This is a genomic window from Actinomadura sp. ATCC 39365 (assembly GCF_054392275.1).
The window spans coordinates 6,670,868-6,691,473 of sequence record NZ_CP184335.1; the positions used below are offsets into that span (position 1 = coordinate 6,670,868).

Genomic DNA, 20,606 nt, shown 5'->3' on the forward strand with positions numbered 1-20,606 from the left:
GGGAGCCGGTGCGGCCCGCGGAGCTCGACAGGTTGACGGTGGGACAGGCGGCTGACCGCTACGTGGAGCTGGTGGTGGCCAAGACGTCGACGGGCGCCCTGTCCCCGGCCACGGCCGAGGTCTACGCGCGTGACGTGGCCACGCTGGTGGCGCTGGCCGGCGCCGACGTGGTGCTCGACGACCTGACCGGCGAGGACGTCGACGCGATCTTGCTGGCGTTCGCGCGCAAGCCCGACGCGCGGCAGGCGGGCGGGTCGGGGCCGGGGCAGTCGCCGTCCTCGCAAGCCCGGTTCCGGCGGTCGATCTCGGCGTTGTTCAAGCACGCGACGCTGGCCGGGTGGGTGCAGATCAACCCGATGACGGCGGCGACGGTGACGGCCAAGCAGCGGGGCGGGCTGCGTCCGGAGCGGCGGGCGCTGACGCGGGAGCAGGCCCAAGGGCTGATCGGCGCGGCGCGGCAGTTGCGGGAGGCGCCCGAGCAGGAGGGCAAGCGACGCGACCAGCGCATGCAGTTGCGCGACGCGGTGATCGTGCTGCTGCTGTCGACGGTGGGGCCGCGGGTGTCGGAGCTGGTGCGCGCCAACGTGGAGGACTTCTTCACCAACGACGGGGTGCGCTACTGGCGGATCTTCGGCAAGGGCGGCCGTACGCGTGACGTGCCACTGCCCGACGACGTGGCCGAGGTGTTGCAGGCGTACCTGGCGCGGGGGCGGGGCCAGGTGGCCGGCGCCGACGACGGCAAGGCGCTGCTGCTGTCGTGGCGGGGGCGGCGGCTGGCGCGGGGCGACGTGCAGGCGGTGATCGACCGGGTGCAGCGGCACGTCGATCCCGATCAGCGGCGCTCGGTGACACCGCACGGGTTGCGGCACACCACGGCCACGCATCTGCTGGCCGACGCGGTCGACATGGACGCGGTGCGGCGGGTGCTGGGGCACAGCGACCTGTCGACGCTGGGGCGTTACCGTGACGAGCTGCCCGGGGAGCTGGAGGTGGCGATGCGGTCGCACCCGCTGCTGCGTGACAAGCCGTCCCGATAGACCGGTTGCCCGGCGGTGATCCGGTCGGTGATCGGGGTCGTGATGGCGGCCATCGGAGTCGTGATTGGCCGGGGGCGGGCGGGGGCTGGTTAGCTCGGCGGCGTGAACGGACAGATCACCACCGGATGGGTGGACATCGCGGGCATGGCGGCCTACACGGCCCTGCCCGTGGGGGTGCGGCGGCCTGTGGGCGTGCTGGTCGCCGGTGAGATCTTCGGGGTGAGCGGGTACGCGCGGCGGATGGCCGATCGGCTGGCGGGGCTGGGGCATGCGGTCGTCGTCCCCGACTTCAACCACCGGCACGAGCTGTGGCCCTCCCCTGGGCTTTCGACGGCTCCTTCAGCGGCTCCTCCAGCGGCTCTGACGACTTCAGCGGCTCCGGCGACGGAAGACCCGGCGGCCCCTTCAACGGGGCCATTGGCGGGTTCCTCGGCTAGCCCGTCTGCGGGGCCGTCAGGGGATCCGGCGGCGGGATCTTCGGCGGGCTTTGTGCGGGAGGGGGCTGAGGCGGGGGTGCCGGTTGCCGTGGACCCGGTGACGGGTGGCCCGCTGGGGCGGGTGGTGGAGTTGCCGGCCGATGCGGACGGCCGGGAACGGGGGCTGGAGCTGGCCTGGCTGCTGCGCCGGGAGCAGGTGCTGGCTGACGCGCGCGCCGCGTCGGAGCATCTGCGGAGCGTGGGCGCCTGGCCGGCCGGGGCGGTCGGGTTCAGCCTGGGCGGGCACGTGGTGTGCTCGGTGGCCGGTGAGCTGGGGCTGGCGGCGGCGGTGGCGCTGTATCCGGGCTGGCTGACGGGCACCGAGCTGCCGCTGAGCCGGCCGGAGCCGACGCTGGAGCGGGCCGCGCGGGCGCCGGGTCGGCTGGTGGTGCTGCTCGGCGCCGACGACCCGATCATCGACGGCGATCAGCAGCGGGCGATCGGGGAGCGGATGGAGACGGTGGTGTACCCGGGGGCGAGCCACGGGTTCGCCGCCGACGAGCGTGACAGCTTCCATCCGGCCTCGGCGCGCGACGCCTGGCGGCGGATCGAGGAGGTGCTGGACGAGGTGCGCCGCTCCCGTACGGACTGACCCTGGCCCGGGTGGGTCAGGTGCGGGCGGGGGTGGCGCGGCTCGCCAGGCGTTCGAGGGATATGCCCAGGACGTCGGCCAGTGAGGCGATGGTGAAGAACGCCGGCGTGGCGATGCGCCCCGTCTCGATCTTGCGGAGGGTCTCGGCGGACATGCCGGCCGCGGCGGCGACCTCGACGATGCTGCGCTCGCCTCGGGCCTGGCGCAGCATGTGGCCGAGCTGCTCGCCGCGCAGCCGCTCCTCGGGGGTCAGCGGGGATCGCACCATGCCCCCAGCCTACACCCGCGGGATACTTATACCGGTATTGTTATCGCCCCCGGGGTAGGCCCAGAGCCGACCTCTGGGTCAGGGGATGCGGGACACCTCGGGGAAACGGCTGTCGGGCTCCTGGAACAGGCGGGTGGGCTTGCCCAGCAGGTGCAGGTCGAAGAACGCCCCGATGTAGGCGCGCTGGGCCGCCACCGACCGTTGCGGATCGATCGTGCCGACGAAGTCGGCGACCGGCACCCCGCCCTGCTTCCCGTCCGCCGCCTTGGGCAGCGCCGCGGCGATCTGCGGCAGCAGCGCCTGCAGGTCGGTGAACGAGCCGTGCGCGGCGCCCTTGAACCGCAGCTCCCGCTTCCATCCCGTCGAGGCCCGCCAGAACGACTTCCAGCTCGGCTCGTTCTCCCGCGTGTGCGCCTGGGCCGCCAGCTGCAGGAACGGCCTGGTCACCCCGGTGGCGGCGACCGGGCCGACGTAGCCGCCGTCGAGGTTGACCCCGGCGTCCACCCGCGGGTCGTCGTGGACGAGCTGGGCCGCCACCGACCCGCCCAGGGACTGCCCCAGCGCCCCCACCCGCGACAGGTCGGGCGCGCCGCGCAACCCGTCGGGCAGCCGGCCGCCGCCGATGGCCCGTCCCTGCCCCAGGGCCGTGACCTGGTCCAGCACGAACCGCATGTCGGCCAGCCGCGCCCGCGAGTGCCGCTCCAGCAGCGCCGCTATGACGCGCGGGGTGAGCTTGGCCGGCAGGGGCAGCGCGCGCACGACCCGCCCGCCGGGGAACTCCACCTGGTCGGCCTCATAGGTGTGGTCCACGGTGACGACCAGGTAGCCGCGCGAGGCCAGGTCCTGCACGAGCGTGGTGCCCAGCGTGCGCGGCCCGCCGTCCCCGGAGCCGAACAGCACGACAGGCAGCCGGCCCGCGCCGCGCTCGACCGGCGCGCCGGAACGGGCGGCGGTGCGGGTGGCGGCCCAGTCGACGGCGCCCTTGGCGATGCCCATGGGCGGCGCGGAGCGGCGGTCCCAGTCGGCGGCGGCCAGGGGCGCCATGTGGGGGGCGAGCGGCTGGGTGCCGTCCTTGGCCGGGTACCACAGGCTGACCATCAGCTCCCGGTACGGCTTCGACCGCACCAGGGGGTCACGGCGGGAGCGGTCGACCAGGCGCAAGGCGACGGTTCCCACCGGGTGGGGACCACCGGGCGCGGGCAGGGCGACCGTCACCGCCTGCCGCGCCTGCTGGGCGTGCAGGGGGACGGTGGCGGGCGTGAGGGTAAGGGCGGCGACGGCCAGAGGGGCCGCGTACGTCTTCACGGGCATGCCGATGTTCTCCTCGAACGGGAAGGAAGGCGGGGGTGTGGTCCGAGGCTGGCAGGCCGGCCCGCGGACGGGCCAGCGGCCACGGACTGACCTGCGGGTACGACTTTCGGATGAGGGGCTCCGATGTTCCTCCTTGCGGAGGATGGGGGGCGCCGCGGCGCGGCCCTTAGGGTGGGCGCATGACTCCGGCCGCCCGCCCGACCGCGACGATCGGCTCGACGGTCCGCCCAGCGGTCCGCTCGACGATCGGCTCGGCCGTCCACCCGATGATCGGCTCGACTCTGTGATCGGCTCGACGATTGGTTCGACAGCCCGTTCGATGATGGGCTCGGTGATGGACTCGGTGCCGCCCGTGGCCGCCGACGCGCTGCTGGCCGCGGTGATCTTCGTGGTCACGCTGGGGCCGGGCCGGGTGGCCGAGGGTGGCCCGGCGGTGCTGGCCTTGCAGGTGGCTCTGGTGGTGCCGTTGGTGTGGCGGCGGCGCGCGCCGCTGCTGGCGCTGTGCGCGATCGGCGGGGCTGCCGCCCTGCAGTGGGCCGTGGGGGTGCAGCTTCCGGCCGACGCCGCGCTGCTGGTCGCGTTCTACACGGTGGCGTCCCGCCGCCCGTGGCAAGCGACTCTGGCCGCCGCGTTCGTACTGGAGGCCGGGGTGGTGGCGGCCGCGGCGCGGTGGGCGCCGCCGGGCCGGATGCCGTTGACGGTGGCGGCGCTGAGCGCGATGTCGGCCGCCGCCCTGGCCGCCGGCCTGTGGACGCGTACCCGGCGGGCCTACGTCGCCTCCCTGGAACGCGACCGCGACCAGCGGGCACGTCTGGCGGTGGCCGAGGAACGCGCCCGGATGACGCGCGACATGCATGACATCGTCACCCACAATCTGTCGGTCATGGTGGCGCTGGCCGACAGCGCCGCCTACGTCCACGACCGCGCGCCCGGTCAGGCTGTGGCCGCGATGGCGCAGATCGCCGACACCGGCCGCCAGGCGCTGCGCGACATGCGCCGCTCCCTCAACGCCGACCAATCCGCCGGCCAGAGCGCTGGCCAAGCCCCCGGCCAGAGCGCCGGCCAGGCCGCTGACGAGAGCGTCGAGGAGGGCGTCGAGGAGGGCGTCGGCCAGGAGCAGGCGCCTGGCATCGCCCCGCTGCACCCGGCGCCCGGGATCGCCGATCTCGCCCCGCTGGCCGACCGGATGCGCGCCGCCGGCCTGCCGACCCGGCTGCACGTCGACGGCGACCCGGCCGACGTCCCGGCCGCCGCGCAGCTCACCCTCTACCGGCTGGCCCAGGAGGCGCTGACGAACACGCTGCGGCACGCCCCCGGCGCCCGCGCGCACGTCCAGGTGCGGCTGACCCACAGGCGGGCCGACCTCGAGATCACCGACGACGGCGGCGGCGGCGGCCGCCCGGCGCCCCTGCGGCCCGACGGGCGGGGACTGGCCGGGATGCGCGAACGCGTCGCCGCCTACGACGGCACCCTGCACGCCGGCCCGGCCCCCGGCGGCGGCTGGCGGGTCGCGGCCGTCCTCGACCTGTCGGGCCCCCATCTGTCCGGCCCGGACGTGCCATGACCATCCGGCTGCTGATCGCCGACGACGAGGCGCTGCTGCGCATGGCCTTCCGCATGGTGCTGGACGCCGAACCCGACCTGCACGTCGCCGGCGAGGCCGCCGAAGGGGAACAGGCCGCCCTGCTGGCCCGGCGGCTGCGCCCCGACGTCGTGCTCATGGACGTCCGCATGCCCGGTCTGGACGGCATCGAGGCCACCCGCCGGATCGTCCGTGACTGTCCCGCCTCGCGGGTGCTCATCCTGACCACCTTCGACCTCGACGAGTACGCCTTCGCCGGGCTCAAGGCCGGTGCCGCCGGGTTCCTGCCCAAGAACACCCCGCCCGCCGACCTGCTCAGCGCGATCCGCAGCGTCGCTGCGGGCGAGGCCGTCCTGTCGCCGCGTGTCACCCGCCGCCTGCTGGACAGGTTCGCCCCCCAGCTCACCCCCGCCCCCCGCGAGCAGCACCGGCTGCTGGGCCTGCTGACCGCCCGGGAGCACGACGTGCTCGTCCAGGTGGCGCGTGGCCTGTCCAACGCCGAGGTCGCCGCGGCGCTGCATCTGGCCGAGGCCACCGTCAAGACGCACCTGAGCCGCGTGCTGCTCAAACTGGGGCTGCGTCACCGCGCCCAGGTCGTGGTGTTCGCCTATGAGAGCGGCCTGATCCGCCCCTCCTCGTGACCCGTCCCGGCGGCCTGCCGTTCGGCTCGGTGGACCAGCGCGGCGATCCGGGCGCTCACCTGCCGCCACACCCCCGGCGGGAACCCGTGCCCCATCCCCTCGACCAGCAGGAACTCCGCGCCCGGGATCGCCTGCGCCGTGGCCCGCCCGCCGGCGGGGTCGGCGGCGGCGTCGGCCGCGCCGTGGATCACCAGCGCCGGCACCGCCAGCCCGGCCAGCGCCTCCCGCCGGTCGCCCGACCCGATCACCGAGGCCGCCTGCCGCAACATGCCGGCCAGCGACCAGCCGCGGTCCCACGCCCGCTCGGCCACGGCCCGCACCGCCTGCAGGTCGGCGGGCATGCCGCCGGCGCTCGCACCGGCCACCATGCGCGCCACGTACAGCTCACGGGTGGTCGGCGGCGGCCCCGGGACGCCGCGCGCGGCACCGGGGCGCGGCGGTGGCGGTGTCATGCGGTCGCCGTGCGTGGACATGATCGAGGTGAGCGACCTGACCCGCCCGGGGTGCCCGACGGCGACCGCCTGGGCGATCATGCCGCCCAGCGACGCGCCCACCAGGTGGACGCTGTCCAGGCCCAGGACGTCCAGCAGCCCCACGGTGTCGGCGACCAGATCGGCCAGCGTGTAGGCCAGCGAGGAAAGGTCACCGGCCAGCGCCGCGGCGAAGTCCGGCTCGCCCGCGCCGTCGAACCGGGTGGAGCGCCCGCAGTCACGGCCGTCGAACCGGATCAGCTGCAGGCCGTGCCCGACCAGCTCGGCGCACAACCCGTCAGGCCAGTTGATCAGCTGACCGCCCGCCCCCATGATCAGCAGCACGGGCGGCGCGGCCCGATCGCCCAGCCGCTCGTAGACGATGTCCACCCCGGCCGGCCCGACCCCGGACGCCGTCTCCTCGCCCACTTCCGCCCCCTCCTGGCATCGCCGGAATCTGTCGGCGCCCGCCGCTACCGTGACCGCATGGACGACAGCATCGTCATCACCGGCGCGCGCGTGAACAACCTCAAGAACCTGTCCCTGCGCATCCCCAAGAACCGGCTCGTCGTCTTCACCGGCGTGTCCGGCTCCGGCAAGTCCTCGGTCGTCTTCGACACCGTCGCCGTCGAGTCCCAGCGCCAGCTCAACGAAACCTACTCCTGGTTCATCCGCAACCGGCTGCCCAAACACGAAAAACCCGAAGCCGAGGCCATCGACAACCTCGGCGCCGCCATCGTCGTCGACCAGAAGCCGGTCGGCGGCAGCTCACGCTCCACCGTCGGCACCATGACCGACATCCTGCCCGTCCTGCGCGTGCTGTTCTCCCGCTACGGCACCCCCAGCGCCGGCTACTCCTACGCCTACTCCTTCAACGACCCCCACGGCATGTGCCCCGGCTGCGACGGCCTGGGCCGGGCCGTCCGCCTCGACCTCGACGCGCTGCTGGACACCAGCAGGTCCCTCGACGAGGGCGCCATCCGCTTCCCGCTGTTCGGGGTCGGCACCTGGCAGTGGCAGATCTACGCCCGCTCCGGCACCTTCGACCCCGCCAAGCCCCTCACCGGCTACACCGCCGAAGAGCGCCACCTGCTGCTGCACGGCGGCGGCTTCACCGTCGAGGTCCGCGGCAAGAACGGCACCCTGAACAAGGTCGACTACGAAGGCGTCGCCGACCGCTTCACCCGCCTCTACCTCAAACGTGACCTGTCGGGCCTGAGCGACAAGACCCGCGAGGCCGTGCTGGCCTTCGTCACCGAGGGCACCTGCCCCCAGTGCCAGGGCGCCCGCCTCAACCAGGCCGCGCTGGCCACCACCATCGGCCCCCACACCATCGCCGACCACGCCGCCATGGAGATCAGCGACCTCATCGCCGTCCTGACCGGGCTCGGCAACCCCGTCGCCGACACCGCGGCCGCCGCGCTGCGCCGTATCGACCAGATCGGCCTGGGCTATCTCACCCTCGACCGCGAGACCACCACCCTGTCCGGCGGCGAGAGCCAGCGCCTGAAGACCGTCCGCCACCTCGGCTCCAGCCTCACCGGCATGACCTACGTCTTCGACGAGCCCAGCGCCGGCCTCCACCCCGCCGACGTCGGCCGGCTCAACACGCTGCTCCAGGCCCTGCGCGACAAGGGCAACACCGTCCTGGTGGTCGAGCACGACCCCGACGTCATCGCCGTCGCCGACCACGTCATCGACCTCGGTCCCGGCGCCGGCCTGCACGGCGGCACCGTCGTCTACCAGGGCAGCGTCGAGGGGCTGGCCCGCTCCGGCACCCTCACCGGCCGTCACCTGCGCGCCCGCACCCCGCTCAAGACCGCCGTGCGCCGCCCGACCGGCCATCTCACCATCACCGACGCGGCCCTGCACAACCTCGACCACCTCACCCTCGACGTGCCCACCGGCGTCCTGACCTGCGTCACCGGCGTCGCCGGGTCCGGCAAGTCGACTCTCATCGGCGAGGTGTTCACCGCCCAGCACCCCGGTGCCGTCACCGTCGACCAGGGCGCGGTCGCCGTCTCGGCCCGCTCCAGCCCGGCCTCCTTCATCGGCGTCCTCGACCCCGTCCGCCGCCTGTTCGCCCGCGCCACCGGCACCCAGCCGGGCCTGTTCAGCTACAACTCCACCGGCGCCTGCCCGGCCTGCGAGGGCCGCGGCGTGATCCACACCGACCTGGCCTTCATGGACCCGGTCACCGCCGTGTGCGAGATGTGCGGCGGCACCCGCTACAACCCCGAGGCTCTGCGGCACCGCCTGCGCGGCCACACCATCGTCGACGTCCTGGCCCTGACCGCCGAACAGGCCGCCGCGTTCTTCACCGAACCGGCCATCCGCGACCGCGTCACCACCCTGGTCGACGTCGGCCTGGGCTATCTCACCCTCGGCCAGCCCACCTCCACGCTGTCCGGCGGCGAACGCCAGCGCATGAAACTGGCCGGCGAGCTCACCAAGACCGGCGCCGTCTACGTCCTGGACGAGCCCACCACCGGCCTGCACCTGTCCGACGTCGACACCCTCATCGACCTGCTCGACCGCATCGTCGACGCCGGCAACACGGTCATCGTCGTCGAACACCACACACAGATGGTCAAACGGGCCGACTGGATCATCGATCTGGGGCCGGGCGGCGGCAAACACGGCGGCCGGCTGATGTTCCAGGGCACCCCCGAAGGTCTGCTGACGGCGTCCGGCTCGCTCACCGCCGCGCACCTGGCCGCCGCGCTTGCCTGACCGGCCGCGAACAGGCTGATCGTGCCGCTCCCGGCACGATCAGCCCTGGGTCGGCCCGGTGTCAGCCCTGGGGCTCCTCCGCCGGGCAGGCGATGCCCTTGGCGGGCAGGGCCGCCGAGATCAGGTAGCTGTCCATGGCGGCCGTGGTGCACGCGGTCATGCCGTAGACGCCGTGGCCCCAGCCCTCGTAGGTGAGCAGGGTGGCCTTGGGGCCGAGCTGGCGGGCCACGTTGGCCGACCACTCGTACGGCGTGTCGGGGTCGTGCTTGGAGGTGGCCACCAGCAGCGGCGTGCTGCCCTTGTACCGCAGCGGGTGCTGGGGGTTGTTGACCGGATGGCCCTGGCAGATCGGCATGTCGCCCATCGGCATCGGGTTGTAGCGCATGTCCGGCGCCACCGCGTTGGCGGCACGCATCACCTCGGCGTACTCGCCGTAGCCCCGCAGCGACAGGTTCCAGTCCTGGCACAGGATCGCGGTGGGCAGCTCGGCGTACGTGCCGTTCACCGGCCAGTTGCCGGGAGGGCCGGGCATGTCGTCCGGCACCGGGCCGCCCGCCAGCGCGAGCAGCACCTTGGCCTCCTGCCGCCAGGCGGGCGCCTCGTTGAGCACCACGCCCAGCCACTGCAGGTTGTGCGCGCTCACCGGGCGGCCGTCGCCCGGCCACAACAGCTGACCGCGGCCCGCCTTGGCCAGCAGCCCCTTCCACAACGCCCGGATGTCGCGGCCGCGCAGCACGCAGTCGCTGTCGCGCTCGCACCAGGCGATGAACTCCTCGAAGCTGTCCTGGACGGTGGCCGCCTCGCTCACCTGGAACGCCTTGACGTCCAGGCTGTGGTCCATGTTGCTGTCCAGCACCATGGCGCGGATCCGGCCCGGGAACAGCTCGGCGTACATCTGCTGGGCCAGCGTGCCGTAGGAGACGCCGTAGGAGGTCAGCTTGTCCTCGCCCAGCGCGGCGCGGATGGCGTCCATGTCACGGGCCACGTTGACCGAGTCGAGGTGGTCGTACAGGGGGCCGGTGAGCTTGCGGCAGTCGGCGCGCAGCCTCTTGTCGAAGGCGACCCAGGTCAGGTAGTCGGCCTGGCTGGTCATGACCGGGTAGGGCATCTGGTTGTACACCGAGGCCGAGCAGGTCACCGAGCGGCTGCGGGCGACGCCGCGGGGGTCGTAGCCGACGATGTCGAAGCGCCGCTGGATGTCCTGGCTGAAGCCGGAGGGGCGCAGGATGTCGTTCACGCCGGAGTTGCCGGGCCCGCCGGGGTTGCTCAGCAGGGAGCCGATCCGCGCGGACGGGGCGGTGGCCTTGCGGCGGGCCAGGGCCAGTGCGACGGTCGGCCCGTCGGGCTTGGACCAGTCGACGGGCACGGCCAGCGTGCCGCACTCGACGGTGGGTTCCTCCTCGCACGGCCCCCAGGTGATGCCGCGCTTGCCGACGGCATCCGTGACGTCCTGCCGGGTCACCGCCGCGCCGGCCGTCCCCGCCATCGGGACGGTCAACAGCGTCGCCACCGTCGTGAGGGTGGTGGCGAGCAGGGATGTTCTTCTCAGCACTTTGCTCCCATCGTCGATCGGCACGTCGATCGGCGGGCGGGGCTGCTCGCACGGCGCACGTTCGGGCCCCCTGGCCTGGCCGTGGAGCATCCCTGTCCCTGCCTCAGCGGCCCGTGGCGGGGCCGTTGCCGTGCCTCTCCTTGATCACGACCCGGAATCTAACAGGCGAAGGCCGCACCCGTGGACATTACGTCAGAATCTGGACAAATGCGGGTGCGGGACCGGCAGAGCCCGCCCGGCCGGAACCCCGCCGCAGAGTCAGCAGCTCAGGTCGCGCGCCGGCAGCCGGCCCGTGACGAGGAAGTCGGTGACGGCACGATCACCGCAGGCGTTGCCGTTGGCGAGATACACCCCGTGACCGCTGGAGTCCACGGCGACCATCCGGGCCCGCCGCCCCAACGCCTCGCGCATCTTCAGCGCCCCGCTGTAGGGCGTGGCCGGATCCCGCAGATTTTGGACCAGCAGGACGTTGGCCGGGCCCCGCGAACCGACCCGCGTGGCCCGCTCGGCAGGCCGGAACGGCCAGAACGCACACGGCCCCAGATTCACCGGCATGCCCGCGGTCAACGGGTGGGCGACCCGGCTGCGCCGCACCTGCTGCTCGTGCCGGGCGATCGAGCTCGGCCACACGACGTCGTTGCACATCGTGGCACCGGCGTGCGCGGCGGTGTTCTGCAGAGCGGCCGGCGGCGGCTGGTTCGGCGCGGGCAGCTCGGCGCCGTTCAGCGCGGCCTTCAACAGCCCGGCCAGCATCGGGTAATTGGCCCTGGAGTACAGCGCGTTGAGCAGCGTCTCCCGCAGCAGGTTGCCGCTCAGCCGCTGCTCCGGCCCCGCGCCCGGCCAGGCGAGCGGCTCACGGTCCAGCCGGGCGGCCAGGTCCAGGAACGTCCGGCGCACCGCGGCCACGTCGGCGCCCAGGCCGTACTCGCCGTCGCGGGCAGCCGCCCACGCGCCGAAGTCGGGGAAACCGTCCTCCACACCGACGGCGTAGTTGGCCAGCCACTGGCGCGCCACCCTGCGCGGATCGGGGTCGTCATTGCTGTCCAGGATCACCCGATCGGTGGTGCCGGGGAACATCGTGGCGTGCACGGCGCCGGCGTAGGTGCCGTACGAGACGCCCCAGTAGGAGATCTTGTCCTCGCCGAGCGCCACCCGGATGCGGTCGATGTCCCTGGCGTGGTTGCGGGTGCTGATGTGCCGGATCAGCGGCCCGCCGTTGCGGGCGCAGGCCTCGGCGATCCGGCGCGACCACGCCGCGTTCCCGGCGATGCCGCCGTCGGCGTCGGGGTAGGGCTTCATCCGCGTCAGCGACAGGTCCTCGGGCGCGAGCCCGCAGGAGACCGGCGAGCTCTTCCCCACGCCGCGCGGGTCGAACCCGACGATGTCGAAGCGGTCGAGCACCTCCTTGGGCAGCTTCCTGACCAAGGTGCTGGGCCGGTTCAGACCCGGGCTGCCGGGACCACCCGGGATGATCAGCAACACGCCACGGCGGAGGTCGGGACGAGCCGTCCTGATCCGCGACACCGCCAGCGTGACCGACGGACCGCCAGAGGCGGAGTAGTCCATCGGCACCTCGATCGTCGTGCACTCCTGGCGGGGATCGACACCCTCGCCGGGCAGGCAGGCGTTCCACGGGGTGACGGCGGCGTGCGCCGGGGCCGCCAGCAGGGTGGCCGTCAGGGTGGCCGCGGACAACAGGGCAAGGGATTTCATCAGGGTCCTTTCGGTTCCGGTGGGGACGTCCACGACTCTGCCGGGTCGTTGATCGTCGAACCAGAGACCTCGTCACCGACCGCCCGTGACCTCATCACGAAACCGACAAAACCCCTGAAATCCGGAAACCTGGAACGGGATGGAACGCCCAGCCGACAAAGACCATCCACCAGAAAGAGACCAGCGTGAAACGCCCCCTGCTCGCAGCCGCACTCCTCCTGACCACCGCCCTGCCCACACCCGCCGCCCACGCCGACACCACACCCATCGTCCACGCATGGGGCTACAACTTCTTCGGCCAAGTCGGCAACGGCACCAACGACACCCCCGTCACCCACCCCATCCCCATGGTCTCCACCGGCGGCCACAACGTCACCCAGACCAGCGGCGTCTACCTCGAAAGCTACGCCCTCCACACCGACGGAACCCTCTGGACCTGGGGCAACGGAACCCAGCAAATCCCCCGCCCCGTCCCCGGCCTCCCCCCGATCAAACAGATCAGCAGCGGCACCGGCCACAACCTCGCCGTCGGACGCGACGGCTCACTGTGGGCATGGGGCAGCAACGAGTTCGGCGAACTCGGCGACGGCACCACCACCCGCACCCCCACCCCCAAAAAAGCCCCCATCACCGGCATCGTCCAAGCCGCCGCCGGAACCGGCTTCACCCTCGCCCTCAAATCCAACGGCGAAGCATTCGCCTGGGGACTCAACCGCTTCGGACAACTCGGCGACGGCACCACCACCCAGCGCACCACCCCGGTCCGCGTCAAAGTCCCCTACGGCATCACCCAGATCTCCGCCACCGGCGAATTCGGCATGGCACTGCGCAACGACGGCTCCCTCTGGTCCTGGGGAACCAACTCCTCCGGCGAACTCGGCGACGGCACCACCACCGACCACCCCACCCCCATCCGCGTGGACCGCCACGTCTCCGGCATCACCACCGTCTCCGCAGGCATCGCCCACACCCTCGCACGCGCCGCCGACGGCACCATCTGGACCTGGGGCAGAAACTGGACCGGCCAACTCGGCGACGGCACCACCACCGACCACGCCACCCCCGTCCACCTCCCCCTGACCGGCATCACCCACGTCAGCGCCGGCACAGGAGAAAGCCTGGCCATCGACACCACCGGCACACTGCGCTACTGGGGCGACAACACCTACGGCCAAGCCGGCAACGGCACCGCCGGCCCCGACCACCCCGTCCTCACCCCCACCCCGGTCAACGGCCTGACCGGCGTGGTCACCGCCAGCGCCGGCCTCGTCCCCCTCGCCGTCGCGGCACCCGGACCCGTCGTCGTACCCGACCTGACCGCAACGCTCGGAGTCCTGGCAAACCGGCCACTCCTCGCCGTCGGCCTCCTCCCCGGCACCACGACCACCACCCCCGACAGCCGCCTGTGCAACCACCTCGGCGAGATCGTCAGCCAGAACCCCCAACCCGGCCACACCGCGACCGCAGGCTCCACCGTCGACATCGTCGTCGCCGTCCGGCCCGCCAACGGCTGCCTCTGACGACGACACCCCTCACGAAACCCCGTCCACCACCGGAACCAGCACGTGCGTCACCAACTCCCCGGCCGGCGTACACCCCGGATCCGACACATACACCTCCCGCACCGCACCCCTCACCACCAAACGCCGCTCAGCACACCACGCCAGAACAGCGTGCACCGTCAACGCAATCTGGTCATAAGGCCCCACATGAGTGGCCCGCGCGAACACCCCACCCGGCAACACGCCCACCTCGAAACCCTGACCGACCTCCCTCTCGTCGTCCAGCAACAACGCCACCCGGACGTCCACCACCTCACCCACATCGACCGGGAACAACCCCACCAACCGCACCGGCCCGAACCCCTCCGGCACCCCCGCCACCAACCGCGCCACCGCCGCAGACGTAGCCCGCCCCACATCCTCCGGCCCCGCCGCCCGCTCACCCACGAACGCCGCCCGCCCCCCAGGCTCCCGCACCAACCCCACCTCAGCCGCCGGCAACCCCACAGCCAGCACCCGCTCCAACGACGCCAACGTCCGCCGCCGCCGCGCCAACTCCACCTCCAACGACACCCGAACCGACTCCAGCGCCCCCACCTCGCCCGACAACACCCGCCCCACCACCGCCAACGGCACGTCCAACGACCGCAACAACCCGATCGACAACGCCTCCCGCGCCTGGCCGGCCCGGTAATACCGATAACCCGTCACCGCATCCACATACGCCGGACGCAACAACCCCAACTCGTCGTAATGCCGCAACTGCTTCACACTCAACCGACCAAGCCGCGCAAACTGCCCAATCGGCAGCAACTCCTCATCCACCAACACACCCACCCTCACGTAACGTCAGACCCATGACCCTGTCCATCGGCCAAGTCGCCCAACTCGCCGGAATCACCGTACGAACCCTCCACCACTACGACGAAATCGCCCTCCTCACCCCCAGCCAACGCACCACCGCCGGCTACCGCCGCTACACCGACGACGACCTCCTCCGCCTCCAGCAAATCCTCCTCTACCGCGAACTCGGCTTCCCCCTCGAACAGATCACCGACATCCTCGACCACCGCCACACCGACGACCTCACCCACCTCCACCGCCAACACGAACTCCTCACCCGCAAAGCCCAACGCCTCCACCAGGTCATCACCAACGTCGAACGCGCCATCCAAGCCCACACCCACCGCATCCCCCTCACCCCTCAAGAACGCCTCGACGTCTTCGGCGACTTCACCCCCGAAGACCACCAGGCCGAAGTCCAACGCCGCTGGGGCCACACCGACACCTACGCCGAAAGCCGCCGCCGCGTCGCCTCCTACACCAAGACCGACTGGCTCCAGCTCACCACCGAAGCCACCGCCGTCGACGACGACATGCGCGCCGCCCACACCCGCGGACTCGCCCCCGACGACCCCCAGGTCATGGACATCGCAGAACGCCACCGCGCGCACATCACCCGCTGGTTCTACGACTGCACGCCCGAAATCCACCGCGGCCTCGGCGACCTGTACGCCACCGACCCCCGCTTCACCGCCACCTACGACGACCGCGCCCCCGGCCTGGCCGCGTACTACCGCCAGGCCATCCACGCCAACGCCCGCCGTCTCTGACCTGGATGAGAGGTTTTGTGTTCGAAAAACTGGATCATGTCCAGACCCAGTACCTTTACAATGTAGATTTCTAAGCTGGGAGGTCCAGCGCGGCGGCCGTCAGCGCGCGCGCCCGCCGGGGAGAGGTCACCAGCTCCACCGTGTCCGACAACTGGTCCACGCACCCTGCCACCGGCAGCCCCCTGACCACCGGATCCGTCACCGACGCCAGCAACGCCCGCGCGAACCGCTCCCCGCCGATCACCCGGAACGGCCGGTCGTAGAACCCTCGCACCCCCTCCTCCAGCCGCTCGGTCAGCGCCATCCGGTTCTGCAGCGCCGCCAGCCGTCCGTACGCCGCCGTCAGGCCCTCCTCCCGCTCGCGCCACGACCGCGCCGCCACCGCCACCGCCAGCGCCTCACCCAGCTCGGCCGAGCCCGGCAGCCGGGCCAGCGCGCTGCCCAGCCATTTGGCGTACGGCGGGTAACGGCGCCGCAGCAGCAACGCCAGCCGCATCACCTCCCGCGCCAGCCGCGCCCCCACCACGGCCGACCCCAGCTCGTCCCCCACCTCCCCGCACCGCCCAGGGAACGGCTCCTCCTGGCCGATGCGCTGCCACTGGCAGGCCAGCACGTACCGCCACACGTCCTGCGGATACCAGCGCAACGCCTGCCGGGCCGCCTCCAGCCCCGCACCCGGCAACCCGTCGCAGAAGACCTCACCGCCCGTCACCTCGGCCAGCGCCTGCCACGGCACGGACAACCAGTCCAGCAGGGACACACCCGCACGCGGATCGAACCCGAGCCGCCCGACCAGCCACTCCCCCAGCTCGGCGACCACGACCCCCGGCTGCCGCACCCCGTGGTACTCGAACACCGTGTCAAAACCCCCGAACCGGTCGGGCAGCCCCGCCGTCACCCGCTCCCGTACCGGCTCCACCTGACCGGCGGGCACGAACAACAGGACCCGCGGCCCCCAGTCATGGTCGGCCGAGCGGGCCGTGTCGAACGCGAGCACCTCAGACCCCGGGCCGATCAACGCGGCGCTGTGCCGCACCCCGGGAAGGAGCGGCGCGACGACTTCGCCGTAGAAGGCACGAGAAAGCTCAATACCAGGCACAAAGTTGGACATCACGCCGTCAACTCTGCACGAGCACCGCCCGAACCTCACCCGGTTTTCCCGCCGCCGATGACAGCGTGGTGACCGACCGGACACGCCACGGGGAGGGATCCGTTGAGCAAGGTCGTCGCCGACATCTCCGTATCGCTGGACGGCTACGTCACCGGCCCCGACCCCGGCCTCGAACACGGCCTCGGCACCGGCGGCGAACTGCTGCACGCCTGGGCCCGCCAGCCCACCGACGTCGACGCGCGCGTCCTGGGCGGCGCCGTCCGCGCCACCGGCGCGGTCATCATGGGACGGCGCACCTTCGACGTGGTCGACGGCCCCTACGGCTGGGGCGACCCGCTCGGCTACGGCTCGGCCCGCGACCGCCCGCAGGCGACGCCCGTGTTCGTCGTCACCCACAACCCGCCCTCAGCGGTACGCCGCCCCGAACTGTTCACCTTCGTCACCGACGGCCCGGCCGCGGCCGTCGAGCACGCCCGCACCGTGGCCGGCGACGGCGACGTCGTCATCATGGGCGGCGCCGACCTGATCGGCCAGGCCACCGACGAAGGGCTGCTCGACGAGCTGCGCCTGCACCTGGTGCCGCTGCTGCTCGGCGCGGGCACCCGGCTGTTCGCGCAGGCGCGCCCCCGCCAGTGGGAGCCGGTCGAGACGCACTTCTCCCCCCTGGCCACCCACCTGACCTACCGCGCCATCACCTGACCCACCCCGCCGGATGGGCCGCGCGGGGTTCACTCGGCGACGTGGCAGGCCAGCACCAGGCGCCGGCGGTAGCCGAGCCGCTCGTACACCTTGATCGCCGCGACGTTGACGTCGTCCACCATCAGCGCCGCGCGGCCGTGCGTGGCCACGAGCTGGGACGACATCCAGCCGCACACTCGCTCGGCCAGCCCCCGCCCGCGGAAGCGGGCGGCCGTGGCGACCCCGGCCAGCAACCCCACCGACGGCGCCGACCACGCGTCGGCCGCCACCGCCGCCAGCTCGCGCCCCACCCGCACACCCGCCCAGCGCCGCACCCCGGCCACGCCCGGCACCGCGTACGACGAGGGCGCGTCCCCGGCCAGCAGCGCGGTGATCTCCTGCTCGTCCTCACCCGCCAGCCAGCCGACCATCGAAGGCAGCCCCGCAGCCTGGCCGGGCAGGCCGTCCCGGGCGCGGGGCGGCCCCGGCAGGCTCATCCAGGAGAACGCGCCGCTCTCCCGCACGCCCGCCAGCCTGGCCGCCACCCGCCGCATCAGCTCCCGCTCGCCCAGCGGCCGGTAGGTGGGGCCCAGCTCGGCCAGCGCGTGCCGGACCAGCTCGGCCGCGTCGTCCGGGTCGCCCCACACCGCCAGCCGGTCGTGCCGGGCGATGCGCGGGGCGGCGGCCACCACCGCCTCCCGTAACGCCCAGGCGCGGGCCTGGCCGCGCAGGCCCTGGGCCGTCCACATGACCAGGTCGTCGTCGCCGCACGCGGCGCGCAGCGCGCCCGGGTCGCCGAGCCGGTGGATCACAAGATCTCGCCCGGCCGGTACGCGGCGGCCTCCGGGTGCTCGGCCACGACCTGCCCCACCTGCCGCACCACCTCGGCCACCTGCGCGGCGGCCGCGCCGGTGAAGGAGACCCGGTCGGCCAGCAGCGCCTCCAGCTCGCCGCGGTCCAGCGGGAACCGCTCGTCGCCGCCCAGCAGGTCCAGCAGCTCGTTGGACGCGCCCCGCGACCGCATCGCCAGCGCCGCCGCCACCGCGTGCTCCTTGATCAGCTCGTGGGCCTGCTCGCGGCCCATGCCGGCGCGCACGGCGGCCATCAGCATCTTCGTCGTGCCCAGGAACGGCAGGTAGCGGCCCAGCTCGGCCGAGATCACCGCCGGGAACGCGCCGAACTCCTCCAGCACGGTCAGCATCGTCTCCACCAGCCCGTCGAAGGCGAAGAACGCGTCCGGCAGCGCCACCCTGCGCACCACCGAGCAGGACACGTCGCCCTCGTTCCACTGGTCGCCGGCCAGCTCGCCCACCATGGAGGCGTAGCCGCGCAGCACCACCGTCAGGCCGTTGACGCGTTCGCAGGAGCGGGTGTTCATCTTGTGGGGCATCGCCGAGGAGCCGACCTGCCCCTCCTTGAACCCCTCGGTGACCAGCTCGTGCCCGGCCATCAGCCGGATCGTCTTGGCCAGCGAGGACGGCGCGGCGGCCAGCTGCACCAGCGCCGAGACCACCTCGAAGTCCAGGGACCGCGGGTAGACCTGGCCGACGCTGGTCAGCCGCCGGGAGAACCCCAGGTGGGCGGTGACCTTCTCCTCCAGCTCGGCCAGCCTGTCCTGGCGGCCGCCCAGCAGGTCGAGCATGTCCTGGGAGGTGCCGACCGGGCCCTTGACGCCGCGCAGCGGGTAGCGGCCGATCAGGTCCTCCAGCCGGTGGTAGCCGGCCAGCAGCTCGTCGGCGGCCGAGGCGAACCGCTTGCCCAGCGTCGTCGCCTGCGCCGCCACGTTGTGGGAACGCCCGGCCATGACGGTGGACGTGTGCTCCTCGGCCAGGGAGGCCAGGCGGGCCAGCAGCGCCACGACGCGGTCGCGGACCAGCAGCAGGCTGTCGCGGATCTGCAGCTGCTCGACGTTCTCGGTCAGGTCGCGCGAGGTCATGCCCTTGTGCACCTGCTCGTGCCCGGCCAGCGCGTTGAACTCCTCGATGCGCGCCTTGACGTCGTGGCGGGTGACGCGCTCGCGCGCCGCGATCGACTCCAGGTCGACCTGCTCGACCACCTTCTCGTAGTCGGCGACCGCGCCCTCGGGCACCGCCACCCCGAGCTCGGCCTGCGCCCGCAGCACCGCCAGCCACAACCGCCGCTCAGCGATGATCTTGTACTCGGGAGACCACAGGCGGGCCAGCCCGGGTGAGGCGTAGCGGGCGGCCAGGACGTTCGGGATGCGCGGCTTGGAAGTCACGTTGGACAAGTCTATTCACACCCCGTCACCCGCACCGCATCCAGCCCGCACGGGCTTCCCGGCGGGCCCGTTCGTCCGCCCGGACGGGCGCTGACCAGGGCCGTCACGCGTCCGGCCGGGCGGAGGTCATGTTTCCGCCTGTCCTGGCCGGAAAGTACAGGAAGTCGCGAGGAACCGACCAGAAAGGCATGAACATGAGCACCGACGACAAGATCCGCAACAAGGCCCAGGAGCTCAAGGGACGCGCCAAGGAGAACATCGGCGACGCCACCGACAACGAGAGCCTTCAGGCCGAAGGCCGCGCCGACCAGACCGAAGGCGGCCTGAAGCAGGCGGGCGAGAAGGTCAAGGACGCCGGCAAGAAGGTCAAGGACGCCTTCAAGAAGTGACCGCCGGGCCGTCCGGCGGGGACTGCGAGCTTGGGGGGCGGTGCGGCGGGTCGACTCGACCCCGCACCGCACCGCCTCCCCCGCTTCCCGGTCACCGGCCCCTGCTACCGGACCGGCCGGACCGTCATCGGAAGCGTGTGCCGCACGCCGGCTAGCTGTTGCACTCCCGCGACAGGACCTTGCCGGTCTTGGCGTCCGTGCAGGTCTTGCACGTACGGTCCGGGCTCCCCGTGATCGGTTCCTTGGTGGTCTTGCACTCGCGCTCGGTCGACTGCTCCGGCTGCTTGGTCTTCTGCTCGCAGTACTGCTTCTTGTACCCACTGCCCTTCTTGTCGCGGCAGTAGTAGCACCGCTTGTTGCCTTCCTCCAGATATTTGCACTTGGGCGCGCCACTGGCGGCGCCTCCCGCGGCACAGTCGGCAAGCGCGGCCGACGTGGCGGGCGTAGCGGTGGTGGCGTGGACTTTCTCCCCCAGCGCCTGCGAGGCCATCGAAGGGGCGAGGGCGGCAGCGACAAGGGCGCTGACAGCGCATGCTTCCTTGAGCACGTTTCCTCCCACAGGACATCTTCCTCTGGCCCCTCCATCGTGGCCCGCCATTACCGGGAAACGTCAAGACACCCGCCCTGAATTTATTTTCCGCCGCCGCACGCATTTCTTCGCCCGAAACGTTTTGTCGCGCAGCCATTACTTCTCGAAGC

The 20,606-nt window shown here is 72.5% G+C and carries 19 protein-coding genes and 1 pseudogene; 10 read left to right on the forward strand and 10 right to left on the reverse strand.

Features of this window, described 5'->3' with window-relative positions; translation table 11 throughout:
- Window positions 1-8 precede the first annotated feature (8 nt).
- The 3 genes and pseudogenes from ACNF49_RS32665 (at window position 9) to ACNF49_RS32675 (ending at window position 2,105) form a co-directional block, all read left to right on the forward strand.
- Window positions 9-1,037, forward strand: a complete 1,029-nt coding sequence (locus ACNF49_RS32665; RefSeq protein WP_357975892.1) for a tyrosine-type recombinase/integrase — start codon at window positions 9-11, stop codon at window positions 1,035-1,037.
- A gap of 144 nt (window positions 1,038-1,181) precedes the next feature.
- Window positions 1,182-1,331: pseudogene (locus tag ACNF49_RS32670) on the forward strand (dienelactone hydrolase family protein); the annotation flags it as partial.
- A gap of 219 nt (window positions 1,332-1,550) precedes the next feature.
- Window positions 1,551-2,105 (forward strand): dienelactone hydrolase family protein, encoded by a 555-nt coding sequence (locus ACNF49_RS32675; protein ID WP_498703855.1) that lies wholly within the window; start codon window positions 1,551-1,553, stop codon window positions 2,103-2,105.
- 16 nt (window positions 2,106-2,121) lie between these two features.
- Here the strand turns inward: ACNF49_RS32675 and ACNF49_RS32680 are convergent, their stop codons facing one another.
- Together ACNF49_RS32680 and ACNF49_RS32685 are read right to left on the reverse strand one after the other, a co-directional pair.
- Entirely contained in the window at window positions 2,122-2,373 is a 252-nt protein-coding gene (locus tag ACNF49_RS32680) for a helix-turn-helix domain-containing protein (protein ID WP_357975886.1), read from the reverse strand.
- 78 nt (window positions 2,374-2,451) lie between these two features.
- Window positions 2,452-3,684: an alpha/beta hydrolase family protein gene (locus ACNF49_RS32685; RefSeq protein WP_482939983.1), complete on the reverse strand. Its 1,233-nt coding sequence runs from the start codon at window positions 3,682-3,684 to the stop codon at window positions 2,452-2,454.
- A 334-nt stretch (window positions 3,685-4,018) separates the two neighbouring features.
- Between ACNF49_RS32685 and ACNF49_RS32690 the strand changes: the two genes are divergently transcribed.
- Both ACNF49_RS32690 and ACNF49_RS32695 read left to right on the forward strand, forming a co-directional pair.
- Entirely contained in the window at window positions 4,019-5,248 is a 1,230-nt protein-coding gene (locus ACNF49_RS32690; protein WP_482945619.1) for a sensor histidine kinase, read from the forward strand.
- Window positions 5,245-5,907, forward strand: coding sequence for a response regulator (locus ACNF49_RS32695; RefSeq protein WP_482939984.1), 663 nt, complete (start codon window positions 5,245-5,247; stop codon window positions 5,905-5,907). The genes ACNF49_RS32690 and ACNF49_RS32695 overlap by 4 nt, the downstream gene beginning before the upstream one ends.
- On the opposite strand, the gene ACNF49_RS32700 is transcribed toward ACNF49_RS32695, so the two are convergent.
- Window positions 5,874-6,806, reverse strand: a complete 933-nt coding sequence (locus ACNF49_RS32700) for an alpha/beta fold hydrolase (RefSeq protein ID WP_482939985.1) — start codon at window positions 6,804-6,806, stop codon at window positions 5,874-5,876. The two genes, ACNF49_RS32695 and ACNF49_RS32700, sit on opposite strands and share 34 nt — an antisense overlap.
- 57 nt (window positions 6,807-6,863) lie before the next feature.
- Between ACNF49_RS32700 and ACNF49_RS32705 the strand changes: the two genes are divergently transcribed.
- Window positions 6,864-9,110 carry an ATP-binding cassette domain-containing protein gene (locus ACNF49_RS32705; protein WP_357975869.1) on the forward strand — a complete coding sequence of 749 codons (2,247 nt, stop codon included), beginning with the start codon at window positions 6,864-6,866 and terminating at the stop codon, window positions 9,108-9,110.
- Window positions 9,111-9,171: 61 nt separating this feature from the next.
- On the opposite strand, the gene ACNF49_RS32710 is transcribed toward ACNF49_RS32705, so the two are convergent.
- The gene (locus ACNF49_RS32710) at window positions 9,172-10,620 is read right to left on the reverse strand and encodes an alpha/beta fold hydrolase (protein ID WP_482939986.1); all 1,449 of its coding nucleotides are present in this window, start codon (window positions 10,618-10,620) and stop codon (window positions 9,172-9,174) included.
- 300 nt (window positions 10,621-10,920) lie between these two features.
- Window positions 10,921-12,375, reverse strand: coding sequence for an alpha/beta hydrolase (locus ACNF49_RS32715; RefSeq protein ID WP_482939987.1), 1,455 nt, complete (start codon window positions 12,373-12,375; stop codon window positions 10,921-10,923).
- A gap of 185 nt (window positions 12,376-12,560) precedes the next feature.
- On the opposite strand from ACNF49_RS32715, the gene ACNF49_RS32720 reads away from it, so the two are divergent.
- Entirely contained in the window at window positions 12,561-13,895 is a 1,335-nt protein-coding gene (locus ACNF49_RS32720; RefSeq protein ID WP_482939988.1) for an RCC1-like domain-containing protein, read from the forward strand.
- A 12-nt stretch (window positions 13,896-13,907) separates the two neighbouring features.
- Here ACNF49_RS32720 and ACNF49_RS32725 read toward each other — a convergent pair whose 3' ends face one another.
- Window positions 13,908-14,702, reverse strand: a complete 795-nt coding sequence (locus ACNF49_RS32725; RefSeq protein WP_357975858.1) for a MerR family transcriptional regulator — start codon at window positions 14,700-14,702, stop codon at window positions 13,908-13,910.
- Window positions 14,703-14,734: 32 nt separating this feature from the next.
- Between ACNF49_RS32725 and ACNF49_RS32730 the strand changes: the two genes are divergently transcribed.
- Entirely contained in the window at window positions 14,735-15,490 is a 756-nt protein-coding gene (locus tag ACNF49_RS32730) for a MerR family transcriptional regulator (protein WP_482939989.1), read from the forward strand.
- A gap of 70 nt (window positions 15,491-15,560) precedes the next feature.
- On the opposite strand, the gene ACNF49_RS32735 is transcribed toward ACNF49_RS32730, so the two are convergent.
- Complete coding sequence (locus ACNF49_RS32735) at window positions 15,561-16,487, reverse strand: DUF4037 domain-containing protein (RefSeq protein ID WP_357975852.1); 927 nt, start codon at window positions 16,485-16,487, stop codon at window positions 15,561-15,563.
- Between the two features lie 216 nt (window positions 16,488-16,703).
- Between ACNF49_RS32735 and ACNF49_RS32740 the strand changes: the two genes are divergently transcribed.
- Window positions 16,704-17,300: a dihydrofolate reductase family protein gene (locus tag ACNF49_RS32740; protein WP_482939990.1), complete on the forward strand. Its 597-nt coding sequence runs from the start codon at window positions 16,704-16,706 to the stop codon at window positions 17,298-17,300.
- A gap of 29 nt (window positions 17,301-17,329) precedes the next feature.
- On the opposite strand, the gene ACNF49_RS32745 is transcribed toward ACNF49_RS32740, so the two are convergent.
- Both ACNF49_RS32745 and purB read right to left on the reverse strand, forming a co-directional pair.
- Complete coding sequence (locus tag ACNF49_RS32745) at window positions 17,330-18,091, reverse strand: GNAT family N-acetyltransferase (protein ID WP_482939991.1); 762 nt, start codon at window positions 18,089-18,091, stop codon at window positions 17,330-17,332.
- The gene (gene purB / locus ACNF49_RS32750) at window positions 18,088-19,518 is read right to left on the reverse strand and encodes an adenylosuccinate lyase (RefSeq protein WP_357975843.1); all 1,431 of its coding nucleotides are present in this window, start codon (window positions 19,516-19,518) and stop codon (window positions 18,088-18,090) included. Before purB ends, ACNF49_RS32745 begins: the two co-directional genes overlap by 4 nt.
- Before the next feature lie 194 nt (window positions 19,519-19,712).
- Here purB and ACNF49_RS32755 point away from each other — a divergent pair, with 194 nt between their 5' ends.
- A complete protein-coding gene (locus ACNF49_RS32755) occupies window positions 19,713-19,907 on the forward strand; it encodes a CsbD family protein (protein ID WP_352350685.1) in 195 nt (64 codons plus the stop codon).
- Between the two features lie 151 nt (window positions 19,908-20,058).
- Here the strand turns inward: ACNF49_RS32755 and ACNF49_RS32760 are convergent, their stop codons facing one another.
- Window positions 20,059-20,454 (reverse strand): hypothetical protein, encoded by a 396-nt coding sequence (locus ACNF49_RS32760; RefSeq protein ID WP_482939992.1) that lies wholly within the window; start codon window positions 20,452-20,454, stop codon window positions 20,059-20,061.
- Between the last annotated feature and the right edge of the window lie 152 nt (window positions 20,455-20,606).

What these genes read in the sequence shown, in the direction of transcription:
- ACNF49_RS32680 (WP_357975886.1), bottom strand. Translation starts at nt 2,373, where the DNA reads ATGGTGCGATCCCCGCTGACCCCCGAGGAGCGGCTGCGCGGCGAGCAG.
- ACNF49_RS32685 (WP_482939983.1), bottom strand. Translation starts at nt 3,684, where the DNA reads ATGCCCGTGAAGACGTACGCGGCCCCTCTGGCCGTCGCCGCCCTTACC.
- ACNF49_RS32690 (WP_482945619.1), top strand. Translation starts at nt 4,019, where the DNA reads ATGGACTCGGTGCCGCCCGTGGCCGCCGACGCGCTGCTGGCCGCGGTG.
- ACNF49_RS32695 (WP_482939984.1), top strand. Translation starts at nt 5,245, where the DNA reads ATGACCATCCGGCTGCTGATCGCCGACGACGAGGCGCTGCTGCGCATG.
- ACNF49_RS32705 (WP_357975869.1), top strand. Translation starts at nt 6,864, where the DNA reads ATGGACGACAGCATCGTCATCACCGGCGCGCGCGTGAACAACCTCAAG.
- ACNF49_RS32715 (WP_482939987.1), bottom strand. Translation starts at nt 12,375, where the DNA reads ATGAAATCCCTTGCCCTGTTGTCCGCGGCCACCCTGACGGCCACCCTG.
- ACNF49_RS32730 (WP_482939989.1), top strand. Translation starts at nt 14,735, where the DNA reads ATGACCCTGTCCATCGGCCAAGTCGCCCAACTCGCCGGAATCACCGTA.
- ACNF49_RS32755 (WP_352350685.1), top strand. Translation starts at nt 19,713, where the DNA reads ATGAGCACCGACGACAAGATCCGCAACAAGGCCCAGGAGCTCAAGGGA.